This is a genomic window from Lysinibacillus sp. NPDC093197, assembly GCF_044754025.1.
In the GTDB taxonomy this organism is placed as follows: domain Bacteria; phylum Bacillota; class Bacilli; order Bacillales_A; family Planococcaceae; genus Lysinibacillus.
The window spans coordinates 120570-146740 of record NZ_JBIVOH010000001.1 but is presented as its reverse complement, the minus strand read 5'-3'; the positions used below and the strand labels follow the sequence as shown (position 1 = coordinate 146740).

Here is a 26171-nt window from a genome sequence, read left to right as displayed (position 1 = left end):
GGTAGTGTACGATGGAAAAACAACTCATTAGCGCCAGACAATTTACAGTCATTACCCTTCTCTATTCAATTGGGACAGCCATATTAATTGTGCCGGCAAGTATTACAAAAGAACTTAAACAGGATGCTTGGATGGGTGCGGCTATTGGTGTACTTTTAAGCTTTTTATTAGTAAAGCTATTTGTTTCCTTAGGAAATCAAACCCCAAACCTTACATTTGTAGAAGCAAACGGAAAAATTTTCGGTAAATTCATCGGTGTATTGACATCACTTTGTTTTATGTCTTTGACCTTCTTTTCAGCAGGCGAATTACTATATTTTATCGGGATTTTTATGCAAACCGAAGTGATGCCTGAAACTCCTACTCTGTCCTTTGCTGTATTATTTACAATTATTATCGTTTTCGCCTCGTATTTAGGGATTGAAGTTTTTGCTCGTTCGGTGGAAATATTGTTTCCGATATTTTTATTAATTTTTATTATTTTTATTACTTGTATTTCCCCACAAATCAATATTGAAAATATAATGCCAGTCTATGAAACAGAACCAAAATCATTATTAGTCGGTGTACTTACCTTTATGAGTCTTTTTTCATTCCCGCTTGTTGTGTTGCTTATGTTTTTCCCTTCTGCAGTCAATGTGACAAAATCGGCTCAAAAAGGATTTTATATCGGCACACTGTTTGGAGGAATCGTATTAATCCTCATTATTGCCCTTTCAACACTCGTTCTTGGTCCGACTAATACATCAAGTAAAACATTTCCAAGCTATGCGCTCGCTCAAAGAATTTCAATAGGCAATTTTTTTCAGCGTGTTGAAATTATTATGGCTGTTATGTGGATTATATCTATTTATATCCGAACTTTTATTTATTTTCATGCAACGGTAATTGGCTTAGGACAAATACTGAAAATAAAAGATCCTCGGCCACTCATTTTACCACTCGGGATGTGTATGATTGCACTGGCTCAAATTGCTCATCCAAATATTGTGCATTCAAATAATTATAATCAGAAGATTTGGCCATTGTATTCGTCGGTTTTAGCCGTTTTATTACCATTGTTCTTACTAGTAGTCGCTAAAATTCGAAAAATTAAAAAGGCTGAAACCGAACAAAGCACCACAGATAAACAGCAAGATTCGAAGGCACAACAGGAGCCAAAAGAACAACAAGATTCAAATGCACAGCAAGACCCGAAGGCACAACAGGAGCCAAAAGAACAACAAGATTCAAAAACACAACAAGATTCGAAGACACAGCAAGAGCCAAACAAACCAAACTCAACCGAATCTCAATAAGGTAAAACAAAAACCTCCATTTCTCACTTTTTACAATTGAGAAATGGAGGTTTTTTATAACTGTATAATGTCAGTTAATAGTTTTGAATTAAATATGGTATTCAATTTCATCAACAAAGTCCCATTCGTACGGTGTTTCTTGGTATACATAATAGTTGAGCCAATTCGAAAATAGTAAATGCGTATGTGCTCGCCAAGTATTAATCGGCTCATTAGAAGGATCATTATGCGGGAAATAGTTAACAGGAATTGCAATATCAATTCCTTTTTCAACATCACGGTAATATTCATCAGCTAATGTTGTCGCGTCGTATTCTAAGTGACCTGTAATCATTATGTTCTTATTATCCTTTGACTGCACGATAAAGACGCCAGCATCTTCTGAATAGGACAGTAAACGTAAATCTGGGTGCTTACGTACTTCATCAATGGAAACCGATGTATAGCGTGAATGTGGCGCTGTAAATAAGTCACTAAAGCCACGCACTAGATCGACTGTTAAATCGGTAATGACATGTGAATATACACCAGAACATTTTTCCGGCAGTTCAAATTTACCGATACCGTAATGGTGATACAGTGCAGCTTGTGCACCCCAACATATATGCATTACGGACGTAACATTTTTCACAGACCAATCCATTATTTCTGAGATTTCTTCCCAATAATTCACTTCTTCAAATGCCATTTTTTCAACAGGTGCCCCTGTAATAATCATACCGTCAAAGCGACGATGGCGAATCTCTTTAAACGTCGAATAAAATAGCTGTAAATGTGATTTACTAACATTTTTTGATTCATGTGTTGCTGTATTTAAAAATGTAATATTTACTTGTAATGGTGTATTACCGAGTAATCGCAATAATTGTAGCTCTGTCTTTTCTTTTTCTGGCATTAAATTAAAAATTAAAATATTTAAAGGACGAATTTGTTGCGTTTTGGCGCGGTCTTCTTCCATTACGAATATTTTTTCCCCACGTAAATGTTCTCCAGCTGGTAAGTTTTTCGGAATATTAATAGGCATGTTGCATTCCCCTTTTCGTTAATTTTTTCTCTCTATCTAAATAAAATTAAAAAAATCCCCCTCATTCCTTTAGAGCAAGAATGAGAAGGATAATTATCACGTTCACTCTTATCTCTCAAAGGAAAAATCCTTTGGTGGAATTAGCACCTTTCTAACATTGTTAGAGGTTGCTGAAGCGTCATCGGGCCAAATCCCTCAGCTTCTCTTGATAAGATTATTTAATTAAAAAGAATTGTATCATGAACGATTAAGAATTTCAATAATACATAGAATATTTAGTATTTAAATGAATGGAAGCATATTTTTTGTTAAACACTATTATTAATTCTACCGAAAGCTTTTTGTAAGTTACGTAAATACGGCTTAAAGTTTTACCATCTATTAGCCTAAGTAGATGACAAACAAATGACAATTTACAGCCGATTACAGCAAAGTGGTGTAAATAGATTTTTGTACAAATAAATCGTAATGGTAATCAAAGAGGTATTATGTTAACATATACCTTTAGTAACAGAGAGGAACGTGAATATTTTGATTAAAATTGAACTCCCAAAACCAGACTTAGTAATTCGTCAACGTGAGCAAGTATTAAAACCTGGGGAAGTAGAAATCCCGCCATTCCATGGTTTTATTGATTTCCATAAAATCACTCGCGAAAAAGGTGGCATTTTCTTATTCTACAACGAAAAAAACGAGCTATTGTTTGTAGGGAAAGCGCGTAAAATTCGTCAACGCATTAAAAAACATTTTGAAGATAATGTATCACCTATGAAAAAGTACCGTGATGAAATTTTCAAAATTGAAGTATATGAAATTGATGATCCAATGGAACGTGAAATTTACGAAACATATGCAATTAACACATTCCGTGCAAAATATAATCTTGAAAAAGTATTTTATTAAAAAAATGCCGTTAGCATGTAACATGCTAGCGGTTTTTCTTTTCTTTTTACCTTCAAAAATGAAAAATACCCTGAGAGCTTTGTCCTCCCAAGGTATTTTGCTATTTAAATAAATACTTTTTCATCTTTAAATTTATTAGCTGTTAGGTAACTTACGATGACAAAAATAATGAATGAAGCCACTATTGGGATTGTCACTGTATGCATGCCAAAGATTGACGGATAAAAACGATCAATCACAATATATAACGTCATGCCCGTAATCATGGAAGCAATTGCGCCGTATTTATTAGCCTTTTTCCAATATAAGCCTAGAACAACTGACCAAATAAAGACCGCTTCTAGTCCGCCAAATGCAAATAAATTGAGCCACACAAGTAAGTCTGGTGGATTTAACGCAAATACAACGACCGCCAAACCAATTACTGTAGTTACGATGAAGCTTGCTCGCTTAATTTCTCCATCGTTGGCAGTTGGCTTCACGTAGTTTAAATAAATATCCTTCACAACTGTTGAACTAACTAACATAAGCAACGCATTAACTGTAGACATCGTTGCTGCCATTGGTGCTGCTAAAACAATACCCGCTAAAAATGGCGGTAAAACTTTTAACGTAAGTAGTGGCATTACCTTATCGCCAATTTCAATGCCTGGCATTACTGGACGCGCTAGTACACCAATTAGGTGCATACCGAACATAATTGTCCCAATGGCGATGGTACCAATAATAATCGCTAAATGCATACTTTTTGAATCTTTATAGCTCATGGCACGAACTGCAATTTGAGGTAGTCCAACTACGCCAACTCCTATTAAAATCCAAAATGTAGAGACATACAATGGTGTAAGTTCTCCTTCTGCACCAAATGGGGTCACTAGTTTTGGATTTTCTGCAACAAGGGATGTCATAATTTGATCGATTCCCCCACCTGCAACGATTGTCCCAATTAGTAAAATAACAGTACCTATTACCATTATCGAACCTTGTACCGTATCCGTTAAAGCTACAGCTCGGAAGCCCCCGATAATAACATAAATTAATACCGACGCTGCAAAAATAAAGAGTGCCGCAGTATAATTTAAACCAGTTAATGATTCAATTAAGCGCGCTCCACCTACCCACTGTGCCATCATCGCAGAAAATAAAAAGACAATAATACTAATTGCAGATAAAATCACGATGACATGACTGTTATAACGTTCACGTAAGAAATCTATTAATGTAATCGCTTGATAACGGCGAGCAATAATTGCAAATTTCTTGCCTAAAATCATTAATACAAAATAACCCGCAGGTAGTTGTGCCATCGCTAACAGTACCCATCCAAGTCCCTTATTATAAGCGACACCTGGTCCCCCAATAAAGCTACTTGCGCTTCCGTACGTGGCAATCATGGTCATTGCTAGAATAAAGCCTCCCATTTCACGACCACCAAGAAAGTATTCCTGTAAAAACGAGTTCGATGAACGGACATGTTTATTCGACCATATACCAATTCCAAAAATGATAATTAAAAATATGAAGAGCGGAAAAATAACTTGCCAATGCATTATTCATCCACCTCCCCATCTTCAAATGGAACATCTTTGAAAAAGAGTTTTAGGACGAGCCAAATTAAGACAATCATAAAAGCTGTTCCAGCGATACAACTATAGAAAAACCAAGCTGGGAAGCCCCAAACATATGTATATTTTGTTGGATCCCCCGAGCCTAGTCCATATGCAAAGCCGTACCAAATAGCAAAGTTGACAATTACAAGTCCAATGCCAATGAGCGCTTCACGATGCGCAATTTTAAAGCGTTGATCTTTCAATATAGAATCCCCCTAACCTACTCTATTTTACTGGTATGTAGGTATTAAGGGAAGCATTGTGAAAAAATAGCTAAAAAAATCGAAAGTTAGCGAACAATGCCTGTTGAATAAGGTTCTTGAAAGGCTCCTGTGGGAATACGCTTTCTGCCTTTTCGGGCGATTTTGGAGTTTTAGTGGCGATTCCACACTCCTTAGTGGCGATTTCGCATCTCCTATCTATCATCAAGAGCTTTTCAAATGCATGTGAAGCGCTTTTTTATCGATTTTGCCAACGATTGTTTTTGGTAATTCATCGATAACAATAATTTTTTTAGGGATTTTGTAGTGACCTAATTCGTTTCGACATAGTGCCTCCACTTCGTCAACTAGCGTAGCTGTCTCATGTTGGCAAACAATAAATGCCGTTACAATTTCGCCCCAATAGTTATCCGGTACCCCAATAACTGCCGCTTCTTTTACGAGCTGATGACGCAATAAACATTGCTCTACCTCTTGTGGATAAACATTTTCACCACCACTAATAATCATTTCTTTCGAACGACCGACAATATAAAAATAACCATCCTCATCCATTGTGGCTAAATCACCGGTCCTTAACCATCCATCACGTATCGTATTGTCAGTTTCCTGCTGATTATTCCAATAAAATCTAAACATATGCTTGCCTCTAACAAATAGCTCTCCTACCTCGTGAGCAGTGCAATTTTTTCCCTCTTTATTCATAATTTTTGCTTCATTAAATTGCATGCTTTTCCCTACTGCTCCTTTTTTTAAATAGGCATCTTCACGAGAGATATAAAAATTATTTGGTCCAGCTTCCGTTAATCCATAGCCTTCTTTAAAATAAAGTCCCTTGTTAAAAAATGCATCATATATTGGGAGTGGACACGGTGCCCCGCCAGATAAAAACACTTTCACAGATGGAAAACTACTTATCTGAAAGTAATTTGTTGAAATCATTGCTTGATACATTGTTGGCACAAATAAAGAAATTGTTGTCTTATAATGATTAATTGCTTTAAGAGCCGTTTCCGCTTCAAACTTATCTCCAATTACTACCGTACCGCCTGCCATAAGCAACGGGATGGATAAAGCATTTAGCCCCCCTGTATGGAACATCGGCATATAGTTTAACGTGCAGTCTTCTTCACATAGTCCCCAACTAATAATTGTATTAATTGCATTCCAATTAACAGAATTAAAGGACAGAACTACCCCCTTTGCTTTACCGGTAGTGCCACCTGTATAAATCATTAGCCAAGGTTCATTTAGATCCATTTCTATCGTGCTAGGAACGGTTGCCGATTGCGGAACTTGTTGGATTGGATGCATATTTTTTAGTTGTAAAGGACAGTGAATGTCCTGATCAAAAAGAAGCAAGGAAGGTGTAGCATCTGCAATAATTTCGTTTAGTTCCTTCGTATTGAGGCGCCAATTTAAAGGGACATAAATAAGCCCTCGTAATCCACAAGCAAATAAAACGGCAAATAGGTGCATATTATTTCTTGCAAAAATCGCTACACGACTACCCGTCTGTAACCCTTGTTTTTCGAAAAAACAGCTCCATTTTGCAATTTCATGTGTTAACTCTTGATATGTCCATTGTTCCTTTGTTTCTAGGTTAACTAAAGCTAAACGATGCGGTGTTAAAGATGCACGATTTAAAATCCAAGCTTGCTCTGCAAACATCTTGAACTCCTCCTTTATCACATCATAATAGCGCCATCCACATGGAGTGTATGGCCATGGACATAGGAAGCCTCTTCAGATGCTAAAAATAAATAAGCATTAGCGATATCCCTCGGTGTTCCTAATCTTTGAAGCGGCACAATCGAACGCATTTTTTCTAGCACTGTTTCAGGCATCTTTTTAACCATATCTGTCTCTGTAAAGCCTGGAGCTACAGCATTTACGTTAATCCCTTTACGCCCAAGCTCTTTTGCCCATGTTTTCGTCATACCTACAATCGCTGCCTTTGTCGCAGCATAATTTGTTTGACCAACATTTCCATAAACCCCACTTACAGAGGAAGTATTAATAATTTTTCCGTATCCAGCAGCAACCATATGGGGGCTAACCTCTTGCGTACAGTGGAAGACCCCTGACAAGTTCACATCCAGCACTTGCTGAAATTGATCCTCTGTCATTTTTGTCAGCATCGCATCACGCGTTATCCCTGCGTTATTGACTAAAATATCAATACGCCCAGCTTGCGTCATTACGGTTGTCACAAGCCTTTTTACACTGTCTCTGTCTGCGACATCAACCTGTACAAAGGAAGCTTTTTCTCCTAGCTGATTGGCTGCAATAATCCCCGCATTGTCATCAAAATCAGCAATAAAAACAAGGGCACCTTCTTCAATAAACCGTTCTGCAGCTGCAAATCCGATGCCATTTGCAGCCCCTGTAATAATTGCTACTTTATTGTGTAAGCGCATTATGTTCCCCTCCAAATTGTAAAAATGTTTCGATTTCTAATGTAAGTTGTTGTAAATCATCAATAAGAGGAGAATGACCACAGTTTTTCAAGCTAACAAACTGCGCATGCGTAGGTAAATCGAGCATTGTTTCATCATTCATTTGCTCTGTTATGACTAAATCTCGATCTCCTCTTAACACTAAAATAGGAATGTTAATTTGTTGTACATCATTCGTCCCTTTTGCTACTTCATTGTCGACAGCACTTACATTAAATGTATTTAAAGCATGATATACTTCAGCTAGATTTTTTTGCGTCTGCATATCTTCTACATATTCATCATAATGATCTGAATCTGGCTGATGATGAGTATAAATTAATGCATCCCAAATCGATTTTAAGCCTTGCGCATTTTTGCTATCATAGAAACCCTGGACTGTCTTAGTTTTAGACGTATCTACGAGTACTTCTTCATATGTGGAAGCCCTTTTGAAAGAGGATTGATTACCCGTTCCTAAATCACTGTAAAATGGATAGCCTCTAGTCGAAGCCGAAGCTAATAAAATCAGCCGTTGACAATAACCAGGGTAATTTGCGACAAACTGCATACTCACTGCTCCACCGGTAGACCAGCCAATCAAATCAAAGTGTTTTAATGCAAGCGTATCTACAAATAGTTTGACATCATCACTAAAATCTTTAATTGCGGTAATTGGTTGATGATAAGAAGAACCTCCAAAACCACGTAAATCTATGGCATAAATCGTGTATTTTGTATCTAAAGCTTCCACTAGCACATCCCAATGTTTAGAGGAGGTCATATTGCCATGAATTAATAATAAAGTATGGCTACCTCCGTCACGTTTACGATAAGCAATTGTTTCCCCATTTAATAGTTGAACTGTTTGTAACATTGCGCTTCCTCCCTATCCCCAACGAATTGTAATAGCTCCCCAGACATAGCCTATACCAGCACTTACAAGTGTTACGATGTCCCCATCCTGAATACGTTTTTCCTCTAATGCAAGCTGTAATGATAAAATTTGATCGATTTGTCCAATATGACCGTAGTTTTCTAAATAAATGGATTGTTCCTCTTGTAAGCCAAGTTCTGACAATATATAAGCATGTGCTGACTTTTTCATATGAAGCATCGCTAGGTAGCTAATATGTTCTTCTCTTAATCCACTCTTCGCTAAAGATGATCGAATGACCTTCAAAAAATTATTTAATGATTTTTGTTCAAGCCGCTCCTTCATGCCTACTGGATCTAATACATCTAATTGATATCGGTTTTGCGCTAAAAGTTCAGGAGTTAGTGGCTTCTTTGTACCTCCAACAGGGACTACAACATCCTCTGAAAAAGAACCATCCGTCATAATATCTGCCTCTAACAGGTGGTTTCTATCATAATTCTTTTGTAAAACAATAGCACCTCCACCCGCACCCAAATTATACATAAAGCGCGTTCGCGGATTTTCATAATCTATAAAATCAACATTACGATAGCCACCTGCGAGTAAAACGGTGTGAATAGCATCATCTGACTCCATTAAACTTTTTGCTAATTTAAGTGCCATAATCGTCGTACCACATCGTAATTGCACATCAAATGCCCAAGCATTGACTGCTCCAAGTTCGTCTTGCATTTTAATTGATGCCGTCCAAAGCGGATATTCCTTATGTTCCTCACCTATATAAATTACAACATCAATTGTTTTGGGCTCAATCCCTGCCTTTTGTAAGGCTTCTTGTGCAGCCCAAATGCCCATTTGCACAGTATGATCCTGCTCACCAGGAATTGGCTTTTCGTGTATGCCCATCTTCTGCCGAATAATGTGCTCGGGAATAGACGAAAGATGGGCTATTTCGCTTGATGTCATTTTTGTTTGTGGAATATAAATACCTGTACTGACAATGCCTACAGTCATTCAAATCGCTCCTTCTCATGCGACAGTGCCGATGGTGTTTTACGTCTTTCTTTAAGCTTTGCTCTCCATTTCCATACCATGAGCCGGATAGAACCGATAATTCCTTTTGGGAAAAAGATGACTGCTAAAATATAGAGAATCCCGAAGAAAATAATCCACCGCTCGAAAATTGGATAATCCCTAGCTAACCCTGAAAGTGTATGCTGTGCATATTCAATAACCGCTGCACCAAGCAATGGCCCCACTAATGTGCCTACTCCTCCTATAATCGTCATTAACAATGCATCAAGTGTTATATCCATCGTCATCACACTTGTATTCACAAAGCGCAGGGACAACGCATAGAGGGAACCCGCTAAGCTTGCTACAGTTCCAGCCACAATTGATGCAATTACTTTGTAGTGTAAAGTGTGAAAACCTAATGATTTCGTTCTTTGCTCATTTTCTCGCACAGCAATTAATATTCGTCCTGTAGGCGACTGAACAAATCGATACAGGGCAATAAAAATTACAACTAAACACGCTAATACAAAATAATAAAATGTAATTCGATCTTTAAAAATTTCTGGTGCTCTAAACGTAAATCCGTCATTGCCATATGTAATGGAACGCCATTTTTCAGCAACAACTAGAAATAGTCCAGAAAAAGCGAGTGTAAGCATCGCAAAAAAGTGACTTTTTAAACGCAATGTTAGTAATCCAACTAGGAAGCTTACAATACCTGCTAAAAACATTCCTATCACAATAGACAATAAAAAGATGGAAAGCGTCGTATCGACTTGTTTTAGCATAACTGCTGTTGTATAAGCTCCAATTCCAAAGAACATCGCATGCCCAAATGACACGATACCCGTATACCCGAGCAAAATATCGTAGCTCATTGCTAAAATACCAAAGATAAAAATTTGCGTTAATAAAATAATGAGTGTCCTCGAGTCATTAACGAATGGAAGAAGAACGAGAATAGCTAGCAGTAAAACAAAACTTAGATGTTTCCACGTCAGCTTTTTCATCATGTCGATCTCTCCTTTCCGATTGTAAATAAGCCTTGAGGTCGGAAAATTAACACGATAGCCATTAAAATCATATTGACAGCAAGTGATAACACAGGCACATAATAAGCCATAAAGCTACCAGCGAGCCCTACTAAAATGGCAGCGAGCAATGAACCAGAAAAACTTCCCATTCCACCAATGACGACGACGATAAAGCCTAAAATAGCATATTCCATCCCCATCTCGGCATAAATAACACCCGAATATGGCGCCATTAACATGCCACTCAATGCCGCTAACGCCGCACCTACCATAAAGACATATAAAAATACTTGTTTAATATGAATACCAAGCGCCTGCGCCATTTCTTTATCCTGTACACCCGCTCGCACAATTAGCCCGATTTTTGTTCGTTTTAGCATGTATTGGAAAATACCAAAAATCACAAAACCTACTATAATGATAAATAATCGATATTTAATAATAATGACGTCGCCTATTTCCCAGCTTCCTGCTAAATAGCTAGGTGTTTTCACTGACACACCATTCGGTCCAAAAACGACTTTAATCATCTCTTGTAAAACAAGCATTAACCCTAAAGTAATTAAAATTTGTTGGATATGATTGCCGTATACCGGTGTAATAATAAACTTCTCCGTCAGTAAGCCTAAAATAGCACCTGCGACGATTGCGCCTACAATGCCAATTAAAAAGCTTTCCGTGTACATATACGTAAATATTCCGGCGTAAGCGCCCCATACAAATAATCCACCGTGAGCAAAATTTAATACATCCATTAGCCCAAAAATTAACGTCAGTCCTGCTGCAAGCAAGAAGATTAACATGCCTGTAGCTAGCCCGTTGATTACTAAATTTACGATTAGCTCCAACGATACACACCTCCTTTATCCGATTCCAAGATATTTACGTTTTAACTCTTCATTTTGGATAAGATCTTTCATGTTTCCTGAATGAACCGTTCGACCATCATCTATTAATGTGTACGTATCACCAATTCGGCTCGCCATGATAAAGTTTTGCTCTACAAGGACGATGGACGTTTGCTTTTTCATTTCAACGATTGCCTCCATTACTTTCTCAACGACAATCGGCGCAAGTCCTTTTGACGGCTCATCAATTAAAATTAATTTACTGTCATTGATAAATGCTCTTGCCATTGACAGCATTTGCTTTTGACCACCTGAAAGATGACCGCCAGCCTTTTTCCAAAATTTCTTTAAATCCGGAAAAAGCTCGAGAACATATTGTTGTCGCTCCATTGCCGCACTGTCTTCCTTGCGCATTGCAACTTTCATATTTTCCTCTACTGTTAAATCCGCAAATATTCCTTGATTTTCAGGTACATAGCCAATACCTAATTTAGCCACTTTGTGAGTGGGGCTTTTTTTGATTGATTTCATTCGAAATTCGACATCCCCTTTAGAAGCGGGTGTTAACCCCATAATTGTTTTTAAAGTGGTCGTTTTTCCTGCGCCATTTCTCCCTAGTAAGACACTGACCTGCCCTTCAACGGCCTCAAAATTTACACCTTGCAAAATATGGTATTGCCCAATATGTGTATGAACATCATTTAATTTCAGTAAGGTGTTCATCGTACAGACCCCCTAAATAGGCATTTTGAACAGTTTCATTTTGCATAATGGCATCTGGTGTTCCATCTGCAAGAAGCTGACCATTAAATAACACCATAATGGAGTCTGACAAATCTAAAATCATATCCATCTTGTGTTCAATAAGCAAAATTGTTTTGTCGCCATTATTTTTTATCGTACGAATAACCTCTAAAATGGCAGGTACTTCTTCTAATGACATGCCAGCAGTAGGTTCATCGAGCAGTAAAATTTCTGTATCTAGCGCTAGCAACATGGCAATTTCTAACTTTCTCTTTTCACCATGGGACAACATCGTCGTCAGCGCCTCTCTTTTATTATCAAGCAAAACAAGTGTCAATAGTTCCTCCGCTTTTTCTGTAATTGCCTTATAACTTTTATGATGGCGAAACAATTGATAGCGTATTTTTTCTTTAGATTGCACTGCTAGACGTACGTTCTCTAAAACAGTTAAATTCGGAAAAACATTTGTAATTTGGAATGACCGTCCTAGCCCCATACGCGTCCTTTCAACCGATGATACTTGTGCAAGTGATTGCCCTTTAAAAAATACATCACCAGTAGTGGGCTTTAACTCCCCACTAATTAAATTAAAGAAGGTCGTTTTTCCTGCACCATTTGGTCCAATAATTGATTTCAAATGTTTTTCAGGCATCGTAAAGTTCACTTGATCGACTGCTGTATGGCCACCAAAACGAATTGTTAAGTTTTCTGTTCGTAAAATGGGCTCCATTTCAATCTCCTTTCTAGTGTTTCTATCACTCTTCATCTACTCTCAACAGAAATGAGATGAAGAGAGACAGAACGACGTATACTTCTGTCTCTCATTTGTTTGGAAAAGTCTAGTTCATAACAGGTGGCGCAGTTTCCTCAGGGCTTAGTTCACGAATGAGCACTGGCACTGGGTAATCAACTCCATCTTGTTGCTCTAAACGAATAGAATACATTGATTGTAAAGCTTGATGATCTTCTTCTCGGAAAGTCATCTTGCCTTTTGGTGTTTCAAATGACATACCTTCCATAATGCCGATTAGTTTCTTTGCATCTGTGTCCCCTTGTGATTTTTTCAATGCTTCTACAATTGAAATAGCAGCAGACATTCCACCAGGGGTAAATAAATCTGGTACTTCATTAAAGCGTTTTTGGTGCTCATCTACTAACCATTTATTCACATCATTTTGCGGTAACGTATGATAATAAACCGAGAATCCTTCCATTCCTATTAGCGGATTCATAAATTTTAGGGCGATAATATCTGGCGCACCTGTAGAAATTTTTATGCCTTTTTCTTGAATTTTAAGATCGGCAATTTGATTCCAAGGAGAATTTGCCCCAGCCCATACGACAAATAAGTAATCTGGCTTTGCATCAATTACCTTTTGTAAATTAGAGGTAAAGTCTGTTGCAGCTGGGTCTGCATACTCCTCTAGCACAATTTCTGCACCTAGTTTCTCTGCAGCTGTTTTAAATGCCTTCACACCATCCCAACCGAATGAATAATCTGGTGCAAACGTTGCAATTTTCACGCCTTTGCCTGCGATTGCAGCAGCTGCTGCGTATGCATCTTGTGAGGAGTTACGACCTGTGCGGAATATATAGTCATTAAATTCAGCACCTGTAATACTATCTGCTACAGCTGGTTCAACGACCATAATTTTCTCGTATTCCTCTGCTAGCGGTAATACAGCGAGCGTGTCACCTGAGCTAGATGAGCCAACTAAAAAATCTACCTTATCATCCTCTAATAGCTTTGTAGCCTTCTGTACCGCTACCTCAGGTTTCGTTTCTGTATCTTCATACACAATTTCGATTTTTTTACCATTTACCTCCATGCTGCCGTTTGTTGCATATTCAATACCTAAATCAAAACCACGCTGTGTTTGCTTACCATATGATTCGAGGGCACCTGTCAAAGAAGCAAGTACACCGATTTTAATTGTGCCCCCCTCAGCTTTCACTTCAGACCCTTTATCCTCATCATTTGAAGCAGGATCATCTGCTGAATTTTCTTTTGCCCCTTCTCCATTGCAAGCCACCATCATCAGTGATAAAACGGCTAACAGTAACCATAACCAAACCTTTTTCATCCCAAAACCCCTTTCAAAATGAATTGTAAAGAAAGCGCTTTCGTTGCTATGCACTAACTATATAAAAGTCCAGTTACAAATCAGTTACAAATTTCTTTCCCTAAACATAAGTAAATAAAAAAGAGCTCGGTACAAGACCGAACTCAAGTTATATAAATTTTTTACCCTACAAGAAAGAAGATCGATTTGATTCGTTTACTCGATCTAGCCACTCGCTCACAAGTGCATGAAAAATATTGGCTTGTTCAATTTGTAGATTATGACCTGCCCGATCTAAAATCGAGAATGTTGCTCTTGGGAATAACTCTATTACGTCAAATGCATCTTTATAGCCTACTACAGCATCTTGTTTTCCTAATAAAAAGAGACTTGGTTGATGAAAAATAATATCCTCTAGCTGAAATGAAAAGCCGTAGCTTTGTTGAATTTTTTCTAGAAAATGCTCATCTGCTATATGGCAACCAGCTAACACTTCATTTGAATACCGTTGCCAGTTATATTCATCCAGGACAACTTGGTGCGAACTAAAATCGTCTACTTCTTGTTTCGTTAATGTGTCTAAAAATGGTTGATCTACAGCGATGATCGAATGTGACGGCACTGTTCGATCTTGCTTTTCTGGTAAAATCAAAGGACAAATAAAAGCAGCACCTAAAATACGATCCCTATGAGTGTGCATAATACCTCTTGTTAAATATCCACCATATGATTCACCCACTATTACATAAGGTTGATCGGGCACGAATGTATTGATAAACTCTAGCACAGTCGCTAACATTTCATCTGAATTGCTGATGTTTTCATAATCCTTTGTTTTGCCCATACCTGGAAGGTCAATATAAATACGTTTCCAGCCATCACTTTCGTTAAAAATCGGTTCCATACATCCTTTCATAAGCCGATGGTCTGGAGAAAATCCATGTAACATCATGATTGGTATTCCTTCACCAATCACTTCATAATAAATATTTGCATTCGTTACTTTCCAAAATGGCATATATGCCCCTCCAATATTTCAACGTATAAGTGTGCTAATTCATTATTAAATCAAAAACAGCCATTGTCGATTCCATCGGTGATGTATTGAGTTCTTTTTGTAATTGTTGCACACATTTTTCATACCATTTTAATGCAAGAGATCGGTTTCCTAATTGATAATAACTATACATTAAAAGACGATACCCTTCTTCCCAAAGTACATCTTCTTGAATCATCTTTTCGGCATAAAAAATAGCTTGTTTAAACTGTTGTTGTCGTGTTGCATTTTGAGCTAATCGTTCAAGTACTTCAATATATAAAGTTTGCAGCTTATCACGATCTTGCGTCAGCCAATCGATTTGCTTTTTTTCAGCATATAATACATCTGTGTAACTATGGGCAGCGATTTGCAACCATTCATCTGACAATAGTGGATCAAATTCTTCCATACCTAGTGCATAATAATAATGAAAACGTTCTGCATCGATATGCAAAAATTGAATATGCTGTAGCTGATACATATTATTTTTACGATGAATAAAGAAGCTATCTTGACGAGCATTTCGATTCGGTTCAAGCACTTTTAATAAAGTGTTTAAAACTACTTTAAAGTCCCGATCCAATGTTTCTACTGACCGCTCTGGCCATAGTGCTTGTGCAATTTCCTCTTTGGGCATATACCTTTGGCGATGACAATATAAATAGACAAAAAGCTCCTTCGACTTTTCTCGCTGCCATTCTTTATCTCCTAATTTGCGATGATTTCTAATTAAATTTAAACTACCAAATAAATTTATTTGCATTTCATCAGCAGGATAAACGATATTCCCTTCCATTTGAAAATAATTCCGCATCGCAAGAATCGCTGTATGGTGTTCCTTACAGCTCTCACTATACTGTAATAGCTCATAAAAAATCGTTAAATTCGTTGGGCCGAGAATCGTTTTTCTTTGAAAAAAATAATCGTAGCCATTGTTCATACAATAACTAGCAAAATGCTGAAAACAATGTGTAAATGCTACTGCATTATTCTCTTTAAAGGCAATAACAGATTGGTAGAAAAAAACATGCATTTCCCCATATCGATCACCACAATCAAGGAATAGCTTTTGTGCCTTTGATAAAATTTGTTTTGCCTCTTGCCATTCATTACAAGAAATCATCACTTTTACTTCAGCAAGTAAAATAAGTGCTGTCATCCAAGCATCCTGAACTTGTTCCGTTTCCTGTAAGCCTAGTGCTAAGTACTTCCGAGCAGCGACATAATCCCCTAGTGCATGTTTGGCAATTGCAAGTCCCATATAAGGTTCAGCCTTTACTCGTGAAATATTTATTGTATTCATTAGCGCAATAGCTTTCTCATAAGCATCACAAGCCTCTACATAATTAGGGTAGTCTAATAACAGTAAAGCATGAGCTTTTCGATTATAGCCAACTGCCTCGATAAAAATGGACTTTTCACGTTCCCCTCTCCGAATACCATGCTGTGCAGAATACCAAGCTTCTTCGCCTTGACCTAATAAGGCGAAAACGAACGATGCTAAGAGCTCACTTTCCCTATGTGTGGCTACCAATTGAGGGGGCATTTCCAATCTTTTAATCAATAGATTTTTTGCCTCCAACAGCTGTCCCGTTCTTAACAATATCCGCACATCAACATTTGCTCTATATAAAACAGCCTCAATTAAATTTACTTCTTCTATAAATTGTTTTGCCTTTTGCGCTTTTCCTAAATTCACTAGATTTTCAGTATACTGTCGTTGTAATTCTACATGTTCTTCCTTGCTTAATGCCGCAACAGGAGCTAATTGTAATGCTTGTTTTAAATAGGGCTCTGCTAAAGCAGGCTGAATTGTATCAAGATAAATGTGCGCTAATCCAGCCTGTGCCTTCGTCATAAAAAGCGCATCATTATTATTTCTAGCAAGCTGCTCACTCATTTCGTAAGCTTGTTTCGCTTTTTCATAATAGGCACGGTATCGGTGGCACTCCCCTTCAAAAAAATACAAACGGTAATACTTCATTTTTACATCAGTCGAAAAACGATGAATTTTCTCTAATAGCCATTCAAACTGTCCAGCTTTTACAATACTCTCTGCATGATTTTGCAGTAGTTCACCACTAAAATTTGCATCATTTGATTTAAATGCATGATGTAAAATAGCATGAACATTGTTTTGATTAACGTAATATAAAGCAGCCTTTTTATGCAAATTCACATACTTTGTCGGAAACTGCTTCCACTTCATTTCTAAAAATCGGCTAAACAACGCATGAAAACGATAGGAGCCATTTTCAGCAACTGGTTGAATAAACAGATGTTTCTTCAATAACTGTTTTAGCGTGTCGGCGGTTTCTCTATTATAAAATTGCGTAATTAATTCCACTGAGAAAGTAGGGAAAATAGCTAAATTGAGTAGTGCATCTTGCTCGAATTTACGCATCTTTAAAAATACTTCTTCTGATAGGTAGGAAAACAGATCATTTGAATGAATCGTTAACCAGTAATCTAATGCTTCATTGTTCCATTGCTCAGCTAGCAATGCAATGCTAATTGCCCAACCTTCTGTAATATTTAATACTTTCGATATTTCATCTTCTGAAAGATGTATTGCTACATAATCTTCAAAAAAAACGGCAATTTCTTCATCTGTAAATGCTAAATCCGCTTCTGTAATAAAATGTGCTTTCATGTGAATTTTTAGTTTTCTAATAATATCCCAATTCGGTAATGTTCTAGAGGCAAAAATAAAGTGAATATTTGGAGGTGAAAATTCAATAATTTTCTCCATTACATAGTTAATATGAAATTCATGGTCTACTAAATGGTAGTCGTCAATAACGACGAAAAAGTTCTCTTGTATCTCACATAAACTATTAACAAATAGCTTATACCACCGATTCAATTCTTCGATTTTTGGAAAACGTGATAGCTGATTCCAATTATCAAATTGTTCACCAAATAGCGGTATAATTCGTCTAATACTATAAAATAAATGTCTTAGAAAGGGTAATATGTTATCGTCCTCTTCAGAAACACTATACCAAGAGAATTTACTTGATTCCGCATGTAAAAATTGTGCAAGAATAGTGGTCTTTCCATATCCAGCACCGCTATGAATAAATGTACAAGTATGTCCAAGACCTTTTTTCAGTTTTTTCATTAATGACGCTCTACGAATACAATGATTAGATGGACTAGGTGGAATACATTTCGATTGAATAATAATATCTGCTGTCATTACTTACACTTACCTCCCCATAATTACAGTAATACGGGTTGTGACATAAACTACATGCCATTCTTTTCGAATAGTTAAATTATTGACAGTTTACCATATACTATATGTAGTTTTACATTATTCCAATGAATTGTTTCTGCAATCCTAGTATTTTATGTGAGATAAAAGAGATTAAGTGTTAGATTAACTGCAATCAATTTAACACTTTTATGCTATGTCGTTGACGGTGGAGGCTTTCCACGGGCACATCGTAAGCCGTCACATTCGCTACGTGCACTTTGTTGCGGCTTACGTATTGTGCGTCACCCGCTGGAGTCATCACCTTCGCTACCATCAACTAGTATTTTTTGCAAATTCTTCTCCATAAGAGAAAATTAACGATTACTTTTCCCAGACTCTTATTTTATATAAACTAAAAAAACCCGACTATCTTTATAGATAATCGGGTTTTGAGCTTTAATTATAATAAATCCTTACGTAATTGCGCAGCTGATTTTGGAGATAACAGACCGAATGGAATATCGAGTACTGTTTTTGCCCCTTTGTCGCCTGCTTGGCTTAAACGGTGTGCTGCACGAGCATACGCTACAAGAACACTTGATGTGAAGTTTGGATTACTTTCAAGTTTTAATGAGAATTCTAGAATTTGTTTATCGTCAGCGCCACTTTCTCCACTGCGAATAACGAAACCACCATGTGGCATACCTGTATGATTTGCATTAAACTCTTCTTCAGAGATAAAGTTTACAGTTGTGTTATATTCATCGAAATAATTTGGCATTGTAACAATTTCTTGCTCTACTTTTGCCGAATCTGCACCCGTTTCAAGCACTACCCAACATTCACGTGCATGTTTTTCACGTGTTGTAAGCTCTGGATTTTCGCCATTTCGTACGCGTTCCACAGCATCTTTGATTGGTAAAGTATATTGAACAGCATTTTTTACCCCTTCAATACGACGAACTGCATCCGAGTGACCTTGACTTAAGCCATCACCCCAGAATGTGTACGTTGTACCCACTGGTAATACAGCCTCACCTAAGACACGATTTAATGAAAATAAACCTGGATCCCAACCTACTGAAATTACAGATACTTTACCAGATTTTTGAGCTGCTGCGTCAACTGCTTCGAAAAACTCTGGAATTTTCGCATGAGTATCAAAACTGTCAATTGTATTAAACCATTGCGCAAAATGTGGGCCTTGTTCAGGTAAATCAGTAGCAGAGCCACCACATAAAATCATTACATCAATGTCGTCTTGAAATTTTTCAGCATCATCTACTAAATATACGTTCGCGTTACTTGCAACGCTTACTGTTGAAGGATCACGACGTGTGAAAACTGCTACTAATTCCATATCTGGATTTTGCGAAATAGCGAATTCTACACCGCGCCCTAAATTTCCATAACCGACAATACCTACTCGAATTGCACTCATTAAAATTCCTCCTCACGTTAACGTGACAATGTGAAACCTTTCACGTTAAATCTAATTACAATAATACTTTGAGTTAGAAAAATTCACAATAGTTTGAGTACGTGTTTTTCTCGTGAAATTATACAAGTTTTCTATGATTTCTATACATGAATGGCATGAATACGGTTACAAATTATTAAAAAACATAACGAACCATTAAGTTTTCGTAAAAGGCTTGTAAATCAAGACTTTTTGCAACATAGGTCTTGTACAATATAAATAACGATAAAGGGGGCATGTTGAATGAAAGGTAATTGTTATTCACTATGTAAAACAGCGTTTTTTTTAAATCCCAAAGATAACGTCATTTTTGTTTCACCATGGAGGATTCCAGTCGAGGTAAAGTTAAGATATTCTACAAGCAAATACTTCAGTAATCAGCGAGCGAAGAGAAAAACACCTTGTCCTGCCAATATGCCTTTATCCGCCCCAATAATTGAACGTGATAGTAACAAAGCACATAACTTTTACCATAGTGAAAAACAAATAGCTCGCTGGTTCATTAAAAAAAGTGAGTACAATAAAGCACGATGCAACTGTGCTTTTTGCTAAATATTATTTATTGAATTTCTTGTGCTAATTGAAAAAGCCGTTTTTCATTTATAATGTGATAGCCATTCTTCTGTTTTTTTAAAATATTTTCCTCGCAAAACTGAGCAAGTACGTATAACAAATGCCGATATGAAACCCCTAAATACTCACATATTTCCGTATGTTTTTCTTTATAAATACCTTTGTCAGAAGAAAGCTGTATGAAAGCCGCTAATCGATTTTCCAGTGGATATGCCTGATTTTGAGTGTATTTTGATGTCATCTTAGATGCCTTTTCACCTAAAAATACACATAATTTACGTAAAAAAGGTGCATCCGCGAGTAACATTTCTTTACATGCCTGTGTAGCAATTGATAAACAGATCGTTTCTGTCACGGTTTGAATTCCCTTTGTGTATCTCGCCTCATTTAACAATTCAATTTCTCCCATAAAGCATGGTGCTTCAATATATTCAATCAGTGAAACTTTCCCATTTTTATGTGTCATATACAGTTTGGCTTTCCCCTCCATCATATAGTACATCGTATCTGGAAAAGACCCTTCTTTAAAAATCCATTCTCCCTTTTCAAATTTACATATTTCTATATATGGATGAATATCGAACGAAAAAAAATCATCAATTTGAAAATTTTCTATATAGTAAGAACGTTCTTCACCTGTAAGTTTTTGCATTTTTTTATTTACTCCTATTCAAAATATGAGATATCTCACATTATTGTAGCGGGGAACATGCTATTATTCAACATAGTTAAATGGAGGTACCAAATTTTATGAACAATCAACGATGGCTTTCTCAAAATTTCTTTGCTTTTTTTATTACATGGGGTATTTTCTTACCTTATTGGACAGGTTGGCTCGTCGATGCGAAGCACCTTACCGTATCTCAAGCGAGTGTCGTAATGGGCTGTGGTCTTTTGGCTCGTGCAACGTCAAATCTTTTTTTCTTTCCAATCCTTGCAAAATACGTACACAATAAACGACTTATTACAATTTTAGCAATTGGAGCACTGCTAACGGCTTTACTTTACATTCCAAGTACTAGTTTTATCGCACTTCTTTTTGTAACTATTTTATTTAGTATTTTTTATCCTGCTCTATTACCTGCCGTGGAAAGCAGCGCGGCAACGCTAGTACAACATGGCAACGTGCATTACGGTAAAAGCCGCTCTTATGGATCATTTGGCTTCGTTATAGCAGTACTCATTATTAGTATGTTAACAGGTGTTTTCGGCAAACAAATTATTTTTTGGAGTATGATCCTTGGTATCATCGGTATGTTATTAATGCAACAAATGGCAACACCAAAAGAATTACTTATTGTACCAACGAAAGAACAACGAGCAAAATCACTATCGATGAAAACATTATGGAGTATTAAAGGTTTTCCTATAGTGTTATTTATCGTTATTTTATTACAAGGTGCACACGCATCTTATTATAGTTATGGCTATATTTATTTAGAGGATTTACACGTTGATCCATTTTATATGGGCATGATTATTAACATCGCGGTTATTTGTGAAATTTTATATTTCATGAAGGCTGATACACTGTTTAATAAATGGCGCTCATCTTCACTATTGTTGCTAGCGGCTAGTGGATCGTCATTACGTTGGTTACTCATCTTCTTATTTCCAAACGTTTGGGTATTTATTGGCTCACAAGTATTACATGCCCTATCCTTTGCACTTGCACACTTTGCCTTTATCGGTTATTTAACGAAAAACCTACCGAAAGAACAAATTCCTAATGCACAAGGCTTATACTCAGCACTTGCAATGGGGTTAAGCACGGCCATTCTTACATTTTTAGGCGGCTATTTATACGAGATTTCCCCTGGTCTTGCCTTTGCCGCAATGCTGATTTGTACAGTGCCGGCAATCGGAATATTGCTAGCTACTCGAAATAAATTACAGTATTAATAAACAAGCAGGTGAAGAAGACTATGTAATCTTCCTTCACCTGCTTTTCTATATGTTCATTTTGGATAATAAGAAAATCCAGGGTATTTGACTACTGGCCATTTTTCCTTGCGTAAAGCATGGAGAAGTTCAGAATCAACGTGTAAATTGCTCTTTACTAATTCAGATGGTGTAAGCGCCATCCATTGATTTAATGAAACATCCTGGAATCGATCACTTTTAAATATTTCAAGGAACCATAATGTTTCAGTCCCCGTATTCTCAATATAGTGACCGTTTGCGAACGGCACGTATCCTACATCTCCCGCTCGATAATCAAAGGTTCTAGCTGTACCGTTTCCTGCAAACACGGTCATGCGACCTGTTCCTTGCAGGTAATATTGCCATTCATCATTATTCGGATGCCAATGTAGCTCCCTCATTGCACCAGGCTCAATCTCGACGAGTGCTGCGGCAATAGCTTTGGAGATTGGAAAATTCGTGGAATCTACAATTCTCACACTGCCACCAGGTGTTTTTATTGGCGTTTGGGCAAGCAGACTATGCTTAAATGTTTGAGGAATTTTACCGTAGGGGGATTGTACTTGCTGTGTTTCAATAGGTCCGGGGACTTTATCTTGATAAATGTACACTTGTTCTTTTGGTATATGATTAAAAGCATTCATCGGAACACCAAAATTAGATGACAGCACATCTTTCGGCGTATGCGCAAACCAGTCAGATATAGATAATGTATTCAAATCTGAAAAATGACCATCGTCAAACACTAATAGAAATTCACAGCCATCTTCAAGCCCTTGAATGGAATGAGGTATACCTGGAGGGAAATACCATAAATCTCCAGGTCCGACATCGGCAATAAAATTATGCCCATTTTGATCTACGGCTGTAATGCGAGCATGACCAAGAAGCATGTAGGACCATTCCGCCTGTTGATGCCAATGAAGCTCACGGACGCCACCAGGAGTCAAACTCATATTGACACCTGCCAACGTTGTGGCGATTGGCAAATCTCGCACAGTAATTTCTCGAGACCACCCCCCATTATTTAATGTCATATGTGTATCAGAAAAAGAAAATTTCAAGTTTGGTAAAAGGCCTGCATCTGTTATTGGGGGTACTAGCATATCTGGATTTTCTAAATCCCGCATAATATCTCGCGGCCCTTTATCCACCCCTCCCGCACCATCATTGCGAATAGGCTGCGGAACATAATAATAGCCCTCTGGCATGTTATCCAACTATTCACCTCTTCATCAAGTAGTCGTTATATAAAATGTATGATGCATCATTTGTTTTATTCTTTTAATGTAAGGTTCAGCACTTGTATTGATTAAAAATACAAAACCCCACTTTTGACCAAAGCTAGTCAAAAGTAGGGCTGGTATTTGAACCTGTATGTATTTGCATTTAAAAAAATTACTTATTCATTTGATGTTGAGTAAAACCTCGAACCAATAAAAGAATACCTACGATTAAGAAAATTAAACTGAAAAGCAACAACACATAGCCAGCATCAAAAAATGACTGATAGAAGGCTTCCTTACTTGTATACGGTAAGTTTGAGACTAGGATTGCCGTCACAATATATTGTGTTGCTATGAAAATTGCTGCGATAACAATAAACAATGCGCCCACAATTTTGTCTTCCATATTATCCTCCCTTTCAATGTTTAGAAAAGTGTATATTATTTTTTAATATAAACGAAATATTCAAAATAGTTGAAATCACTCTATTTTTTCTTAAAATTATTTATATATCAACTATTAAACGGGAGGAATATATATGAAATTTCATCTTTTAACCACTTAATAGTTTTAAATTTTTTCATCGCTTTCCTTATCGCCTCAGCTATTCAATTAACTAAAAGGCACCAAAATGCCAACACCACTATTCCATATGGAAGTATATTAATGAAAAGAGAAGAGGGATAGTATGTTTTCGAAAAAAAAGTCGATTGTAACGATTGTTTCAATGTCTTTAATTTCAAATTTAGTTATTGTGCCATTTAACCCTAGCAAGACTAAAGCAGTGGAAAATACAAATATAGTTGAAGCTACTGACAATGCAATATTTTCTGAACAACAGCTTGAAGAAGTTCAAATTATAGCAGATCATGTATCTTATGAAAGAAAAGATGGTGTAGGTGTTTTTACACTTTCTAATATTGCTGAGATGGAGATAAAATTACAAAATATTAATTCTATAATTACTGTAAATGAAATTAGTTCCGCAATAGCTGACATAAATACTAAATTAGCTGACGAAAACGGAAATGGCGAAACTACAGAATTACTAGTTAAATCTAGAAATCTTATTCAATATGGAACTGAGACTGCACCACGTATCGTAAAAAGATCATGTAGTAAATGGTTAGGTGGCTTGGGTCTTGCACATGTAACAGCTACTACAGGAGCAGGTCTATTATTAGGTATTTCAGGACCAGTAGGTTGGACAGTTGGGACTGGTATTGCTGCGGCTTACTATTTGGGGTCACTTGCATGTCCAAACTAAAAACTTTTTTGAAGAAATACCAACTTTCTGTTAATTTTTCAACTATCTTTCTATTTACGTGTCTAACCATATATCATATCACACGAACCATCTACCCTACTGTCATACTTTATATTCTAATGGTGTTAAACATATTTTCTTTTGAATATTTTTTGAGTCGTAAATACAATACTCCAAAAAAAAGAGCTATTCCAGCGACATTATATTTTATATTAACTGGCATTCTATCCTACTTAGGGTTTTTGCAGATAATGGATAAGTAATTGTTGATACTAGCCAATTAATATATCTAAAAAAAGCGTTTTGCTTCGTTTTTTCACGATACAAAACGCTTTTTTATATCCCTCAATATACATAGGAGATTTTTTTAGTACAATTTTTTCAAATGCGACTTTGCCACTTGAACTAACATCTCTATCCCATAGTACAATTCTTCTCGTGACGCATAAGCATATGAAAGACGAATATGCTGATTATCTTGAGCATCATAAATATAACCCGGATTGATGAGGATATTTAACTGCAATAACTTCATAAAAAATGATTTATCAACGATCGGTGCGTGAAATTTTAGCCAAATATAGAAACCTCCTGTTGGTTGTTCCCAGCTCGCACAGTCTTTAAATTTTTCATTTAATAATTTTTCAACAAAGCTTGCCCGCTTCTGGAGCTCTTGTCGTAACACTTTAATATGGCGTTCATACTTCCCTGATTGCAGCCAGTGCAACACAATTTCCTGCGAAATGGCACTTGAACCATAGTCTGTTTGCATTTTAATATCTGCTAATCGTTCAATCACTGTTATTGGTCCAATTAACCAGCCGATGCGTAGCCCAGGACTAAGTGTTTTGGAAACACTGCTAATGAATAAAATTTGTCAGCTATCATCCAGTGACTTAATTGATAAGTATTCTTCGTAAAAATTCAATTCTTGATAGACATCATCTTCAATTATGTATTTGCATTTTAATATCCGTTATTGTTGGATCGAACAACTAGCCAAATAAACTTGTCTGCAATTTACTCATCAATTTTATGAATTGTAAACCCTCTCACTATTAATACAACACCCAAGATAAAAAATATTATACTGAACAGAAATAATATATAGCCTGAATCAAAAAATGAATTATAGAATGCTTCCCGACCTACATACGTTAAATTCGAGACGATGACAGCCGTAACAATATACTGAGATGAAATTAAAATAGCCGCAATAACCAAAAACAGTGTCCCTATAATTTTGTCTTCCATAATATCCTCCCTTTCAATTTTTAAAAAAGTGTATATCATTTTTATAAAAAATAATATACACGAAATATTCAAAAAAAATGAAGTTGATTTTTTCCCCATTTTTCTTAAAATCATTTATATATCAAT

General features: G+C 36.7%; 23 protein-coding genes, 1 pseudogene and 1 riboswitch. Of the genes and pseudogenes, 4 read left to right on the top strand and 20 right to left on the bottom strand.

Translation table 11 applies throughout. From position 1 onward, the window contains the following. Positions 1 to 11: 11 nt before the first annotated feature. Positions 12 to 1298, top strand: a complete 1287-nt coding sequence (locus ACIP9G_RS00730) for a GerAB/ArcD/ProY family transporter (protein ID WP_401016644.1) — start codon at positions 12 to 14, stop codon at positions 1296 to 1298. Between the two features lie 88 nt (positions 1299 to 1386). Here the strand turns inward: ACIP9G_RS00730 and metA are convergent, their stop codons facing one another. Beyond that, the gene (gene metA, locus ACIP9G_RS00725) at positions 1387 to 2322 is read right to left on the bottom strand and encodes a homoserine O-acetyltransferase MetA (protein ID WP_401016642.1); all 936 of its coding nucleotides are present in this window, start codon (positions 2320 to 2322) and stop codon (positions 1387 to 1389) included. A gap of 105 nt (positions 2323 to 2427) precedes the next feature. Further along, positions 2428 to 2537, bottom strand: a riboswitch (SAM riboswitch). A gap of 316 nt (positions 2538 to 2853) precedes the next feature. Here metA and ACIP9G_RS00720 point away from each other — a divergent pair. Then, positions 2854 to 3225 carry a nucleotide excision repair endonuclease gene (locus ACIP9G_RS00720; RefSeq protein ID WP_401016640.1) on the top strand — a complete coding sequence of 124 codons (372 nt, stop codon included), beginning with the start codon at positions 2854 to 2856 and terminating at the stop codon, positions 3223 to 3225. 104 nt (positions 3226 to 3329) lie between these two features. Here the strand turns inward: ACIP9G_RS00720 and panF are convergent, their stop codons facing one another. The 15 genes from panF to yeiL all read right to left on the bottom strand — a co-directional run bounded on the left by panF (position 3330) and on the right by yeiL (position 21026). Continuing rightward, positions 3330 to 4775, bottom strand: coding sequence for a sodium/pantothenate symporter (panF, locus tag ACIP9G_RS00715; protein ID WP_401016638.1), 1446 nt, complete (start codon positions 4773 to 4775; stop codon positions 3330 to 3332). Next, entirely contained in the window at positions 4775 to 5038 is a 264-nt protein-coding gene (locus ACIP9G_RS00710; RefSeq protein ID WP_401011469.1) for a YhdT family protein, read from the bottom strand. The genes panF and ACIP9G_RS00710 overlap by 1 nt, the downstream gene beginning before the upstream one ends. A gap of 222 nt (positions 5039 to 5260) precedes the next feature. Beyond that, positions 5261 to 6727, bottom strand: coding sequence for a class I adenylate-forming enzyme family protein (locus ACIP9G_RS00705; RefSeq protein WP_401016636.1), 1467 nt, complete (start codon positions 6725 to 6727; stop codon positions 5261 to 5263). Positions 6728 to 6744: 17 nt separating this feature from the next. Beyond that, the gene (gene fabG / locus ACIP9G_RS00700; RefSeq protein ID WP_401016634.1) at positions 6745 to 7476 is read right to left on the bottom strand and encodes a 3-oxoacyl-ACP reductase FabG; all 732 of its coding nucleotides are present in this window, start codon (positions 7474 to 7476) and stop codon (positions 6745 to 6747) included. Next, positions 7460 to 8371, bottom strand: a complete 912-nt coding sequence (gene phaZ / locus ACIP9G_RS00695; RefSeq protein WP_401016632.1) for an intracellular short-chain-length polyhydroxyalkanoate depolymerase — start codon at positions 8369 to 8371, stop codon at positions 7460 to 7462. The genes fabG and phaZ overlap by 17 nt, the downstream gene beginning before the upstream one ends. A gap of 12 nt (positions 8372 to 8383) precedes the next feature. Beyond that, positions 8384 to 9388, bottom strand: coding sequence for a 3-oxoacyl-ACP synthase (locus ACIP9G_RS00690; RefSeq protein ID WP_401016630.1), 1005 nt, complete (start codon positions 9386 to 9388; stop codon positions 8384 to 8386). After that, positions 9385 to 10404 carry a branched-chain amino acid ABC transporter permease gene (locus ACIP9G_RS00685; RefSeq protein ID WP_401016628.1) on the bottom strand — a complete coding sequence of 340 codons (1020 nt, stop codon included), beginning with the start codon at positions 10402 to 10404 and terminating at the stop codon, positions 9385 to 9387. Before ACIP9G_RS00685 ends, ACIP9G_RS00690 begins: the two co-directional genes overlap by 4 nt. Further along, positions 10401 to 11273 carry a branched-chain amino acid ABC transporter permease gene (locus ACIP9G_RS00680; RefSeq protein ID WP_401016626.1) on the bottom strand — a complete coding sequence of 291 codons (873 nt, stop codon included), beginning with the start codon at positions 11271 to 11273 and terminating at the stop codon, positions 10401 to 10403. The genes ACIP9G_RS00685 and ACIP9G_RS00680 overlap by 4 nt, the downstream gene beginning before the upstream one ends. Positions 11274 to 11288: 15 nt before the next feature. After that, a complete protein-coding gene (locus ACIP9G_RS00675; RefSeq protein WP_401016625.1) occupies positions 11289 to 11996 on the bottom strand; it encodes an ABC transporter ATP-binding protein in 708 nt (235 codons plus the stop codon). Beyond that, complete coding sequence (locus ACIP9G_RS00670; protein ID WP_401016623.1) at positions 11971 to 12747, bottom strand: ABC transporter ATP-binding protein; 777 nt, start codon at positions 12745 to 12747, stop codon at positions 11971 to 11973. The genes ACIP9G_RS00675 and ACIP9G_RS00670 overlap by 26 nt, the downstream gene beginning before the upstream one ends. Before the next feature lie 109 nt (positions 12748 to 12856). Beyond that, on the bottom strand, positions 12857 to 14101 hold the full coding sequence (locus ACIP9G_RS00665) for a substrate-binding domain-containing protein (protein ID WP_401016621.1): 1245 nt from the start codon (positions 14099 to 14101) through the stop codon (positions 12857 to 12859). Positions 14102 to 14267: 166 nt separating this feature from the next. Beyond that, positions 14268 to 15098: an alpha/beta fold hydrolase gene (locus ACIP9G_RS00660; protein ID WP_401016619.1), complete on the bottom strand. Its 831-nt coding sequence runs from the start codon at positions 15096 to 15098 to the stop codon at positions 14268 to 14270. 34 nt (positions 15099 to 15132) lie between these two features. Further along, positions 15133 to 18321, bottom strand: coding sequence for an AfsR/SARP family transcriptional regulator (locus ACIP9G_RS00655; RefSeq protein ID WP_401016617.1), 3189 nt, complete (start codon positions 18319 to 18321; stop codon positions 15133 to 15135). A 460-nt stretch (positions 18322 to 18781) separates the two neighbouring features. Continuing rightward, positions 18782 to 19762, bottom strand: coding sequence for a diaminopimelate dehydrogenase (locus tag ACIP9G_RS00650; RefSeq protein WP_401016615.1), 981 nt, complete (start codon positions 19760 to 19762; stop codon positions 18782 to 18784). Between the two features lie 598 nt (positions 19763 to 20360). After that, positions 20361 to 21026 carry a transcriptional regulator YeiL gene (gene yeiL / locus ACIP9G_RS00645; protein ID WP_401016613.1) on the bottom strand — a complete coding sequence of 222 codons (666 nt, stop codon included), beginning with the start codon at positions 21024 to 21026 and terminating at the stop codon, positions 20361 to 20363. 98 nt (positions 21027 to 21124) lie between these two features. On the opposite strand from yeiL, the gene ACIP9G_RS00640 reads away from it, so the two are divergent. Next, positions 21125 to 22276, top strand: coding sequence for an MFS transporter (locus tag ACIP9G_RS00640; RefSeq protein ID WP_401016611.1), 1152 nt, complete (start codon positions 21125 to 21127; stop codon positions 22274 to 22276). A 56-nt stretch (positions 22277 to 22332) separates the two neighbouring features. Here the strand turns inward: ACIP9G_RS00640 and ACIP9G_RS00635 are convergent, their stop codons facing one another. Together ACIP9G_RS00635 and ACIP9G_RS00630 are read right to left on the bottom strand one after the other, a co-directional pair. Beyond that, the gene (locus ACIP9G_RS00635; RefSeq protein ID WP_401018131.1) at positions 22333 to 23508 is read right to left on the bottom strand and encodes an oxalate decarboxylase family bicupin; all 1176 of its coding nucleotides are present in this window, start codon (positions 23506 to 23508) and stop codon (positions 22333 to 22335) included. A gap of 187 nt (positions 23509 to 23695) precedes the next feature. Then, on the bottom strand, positions 23696 to 23929 hold the full coding sequence (locus ACIP9G_RS00630) for a hypothetical protein (RefSeq protein ID WP_401016609.1): 234 nt from the start codon (positions 23927 to 23929) through the stop codon (positions 23696 to 23698). A 283-nt stretch (positions 23930 to 24212) separates the two neighbouring features. Here ACIP9G_RS00630 and ACIP9G_RS00625 point away from each other — a divergent pair, with 283 nt between their 5' ends. Then, on the top strand, positions 24213 to 24791 hold the full coding sequence (locus ACIP9G_RS00625; protein ID WP_401016607.1) for a hypothetical protein: 579 nt from the start codon (positions 24213 to 24215) through the stop codon (positions 24789 to 24791). Positions 24792 to 25158: 367 nt separating this feature from the next. Here ACIP9G_RS00625 and ACIP9G_RS00620 read toward each other — a convergent pair. Continuing rightward, positions 25159 to 25746, bottom strand: a pseudogene (locus ACIP9G_RS00620) (aminotransferase class I/II-fold pyridoxal phosphate-dependent enzyme); the annotation flags it as partial. Between the two features lie 65 nt (positions 25747 to 25811). Then, on the bottom strand, positions 25812 to 26045 hold the full coding sequence (locus ACIP9G_RS00615; protein ID WP_401016605.1) for a hypothetical protein: 234 nt from the start codon (positions 26043 to 26045) through the stop codon (positions 25812 to 25814). Between the last annotated feature and the right edge of the window lie 126 nt (positions 26046 to 26171).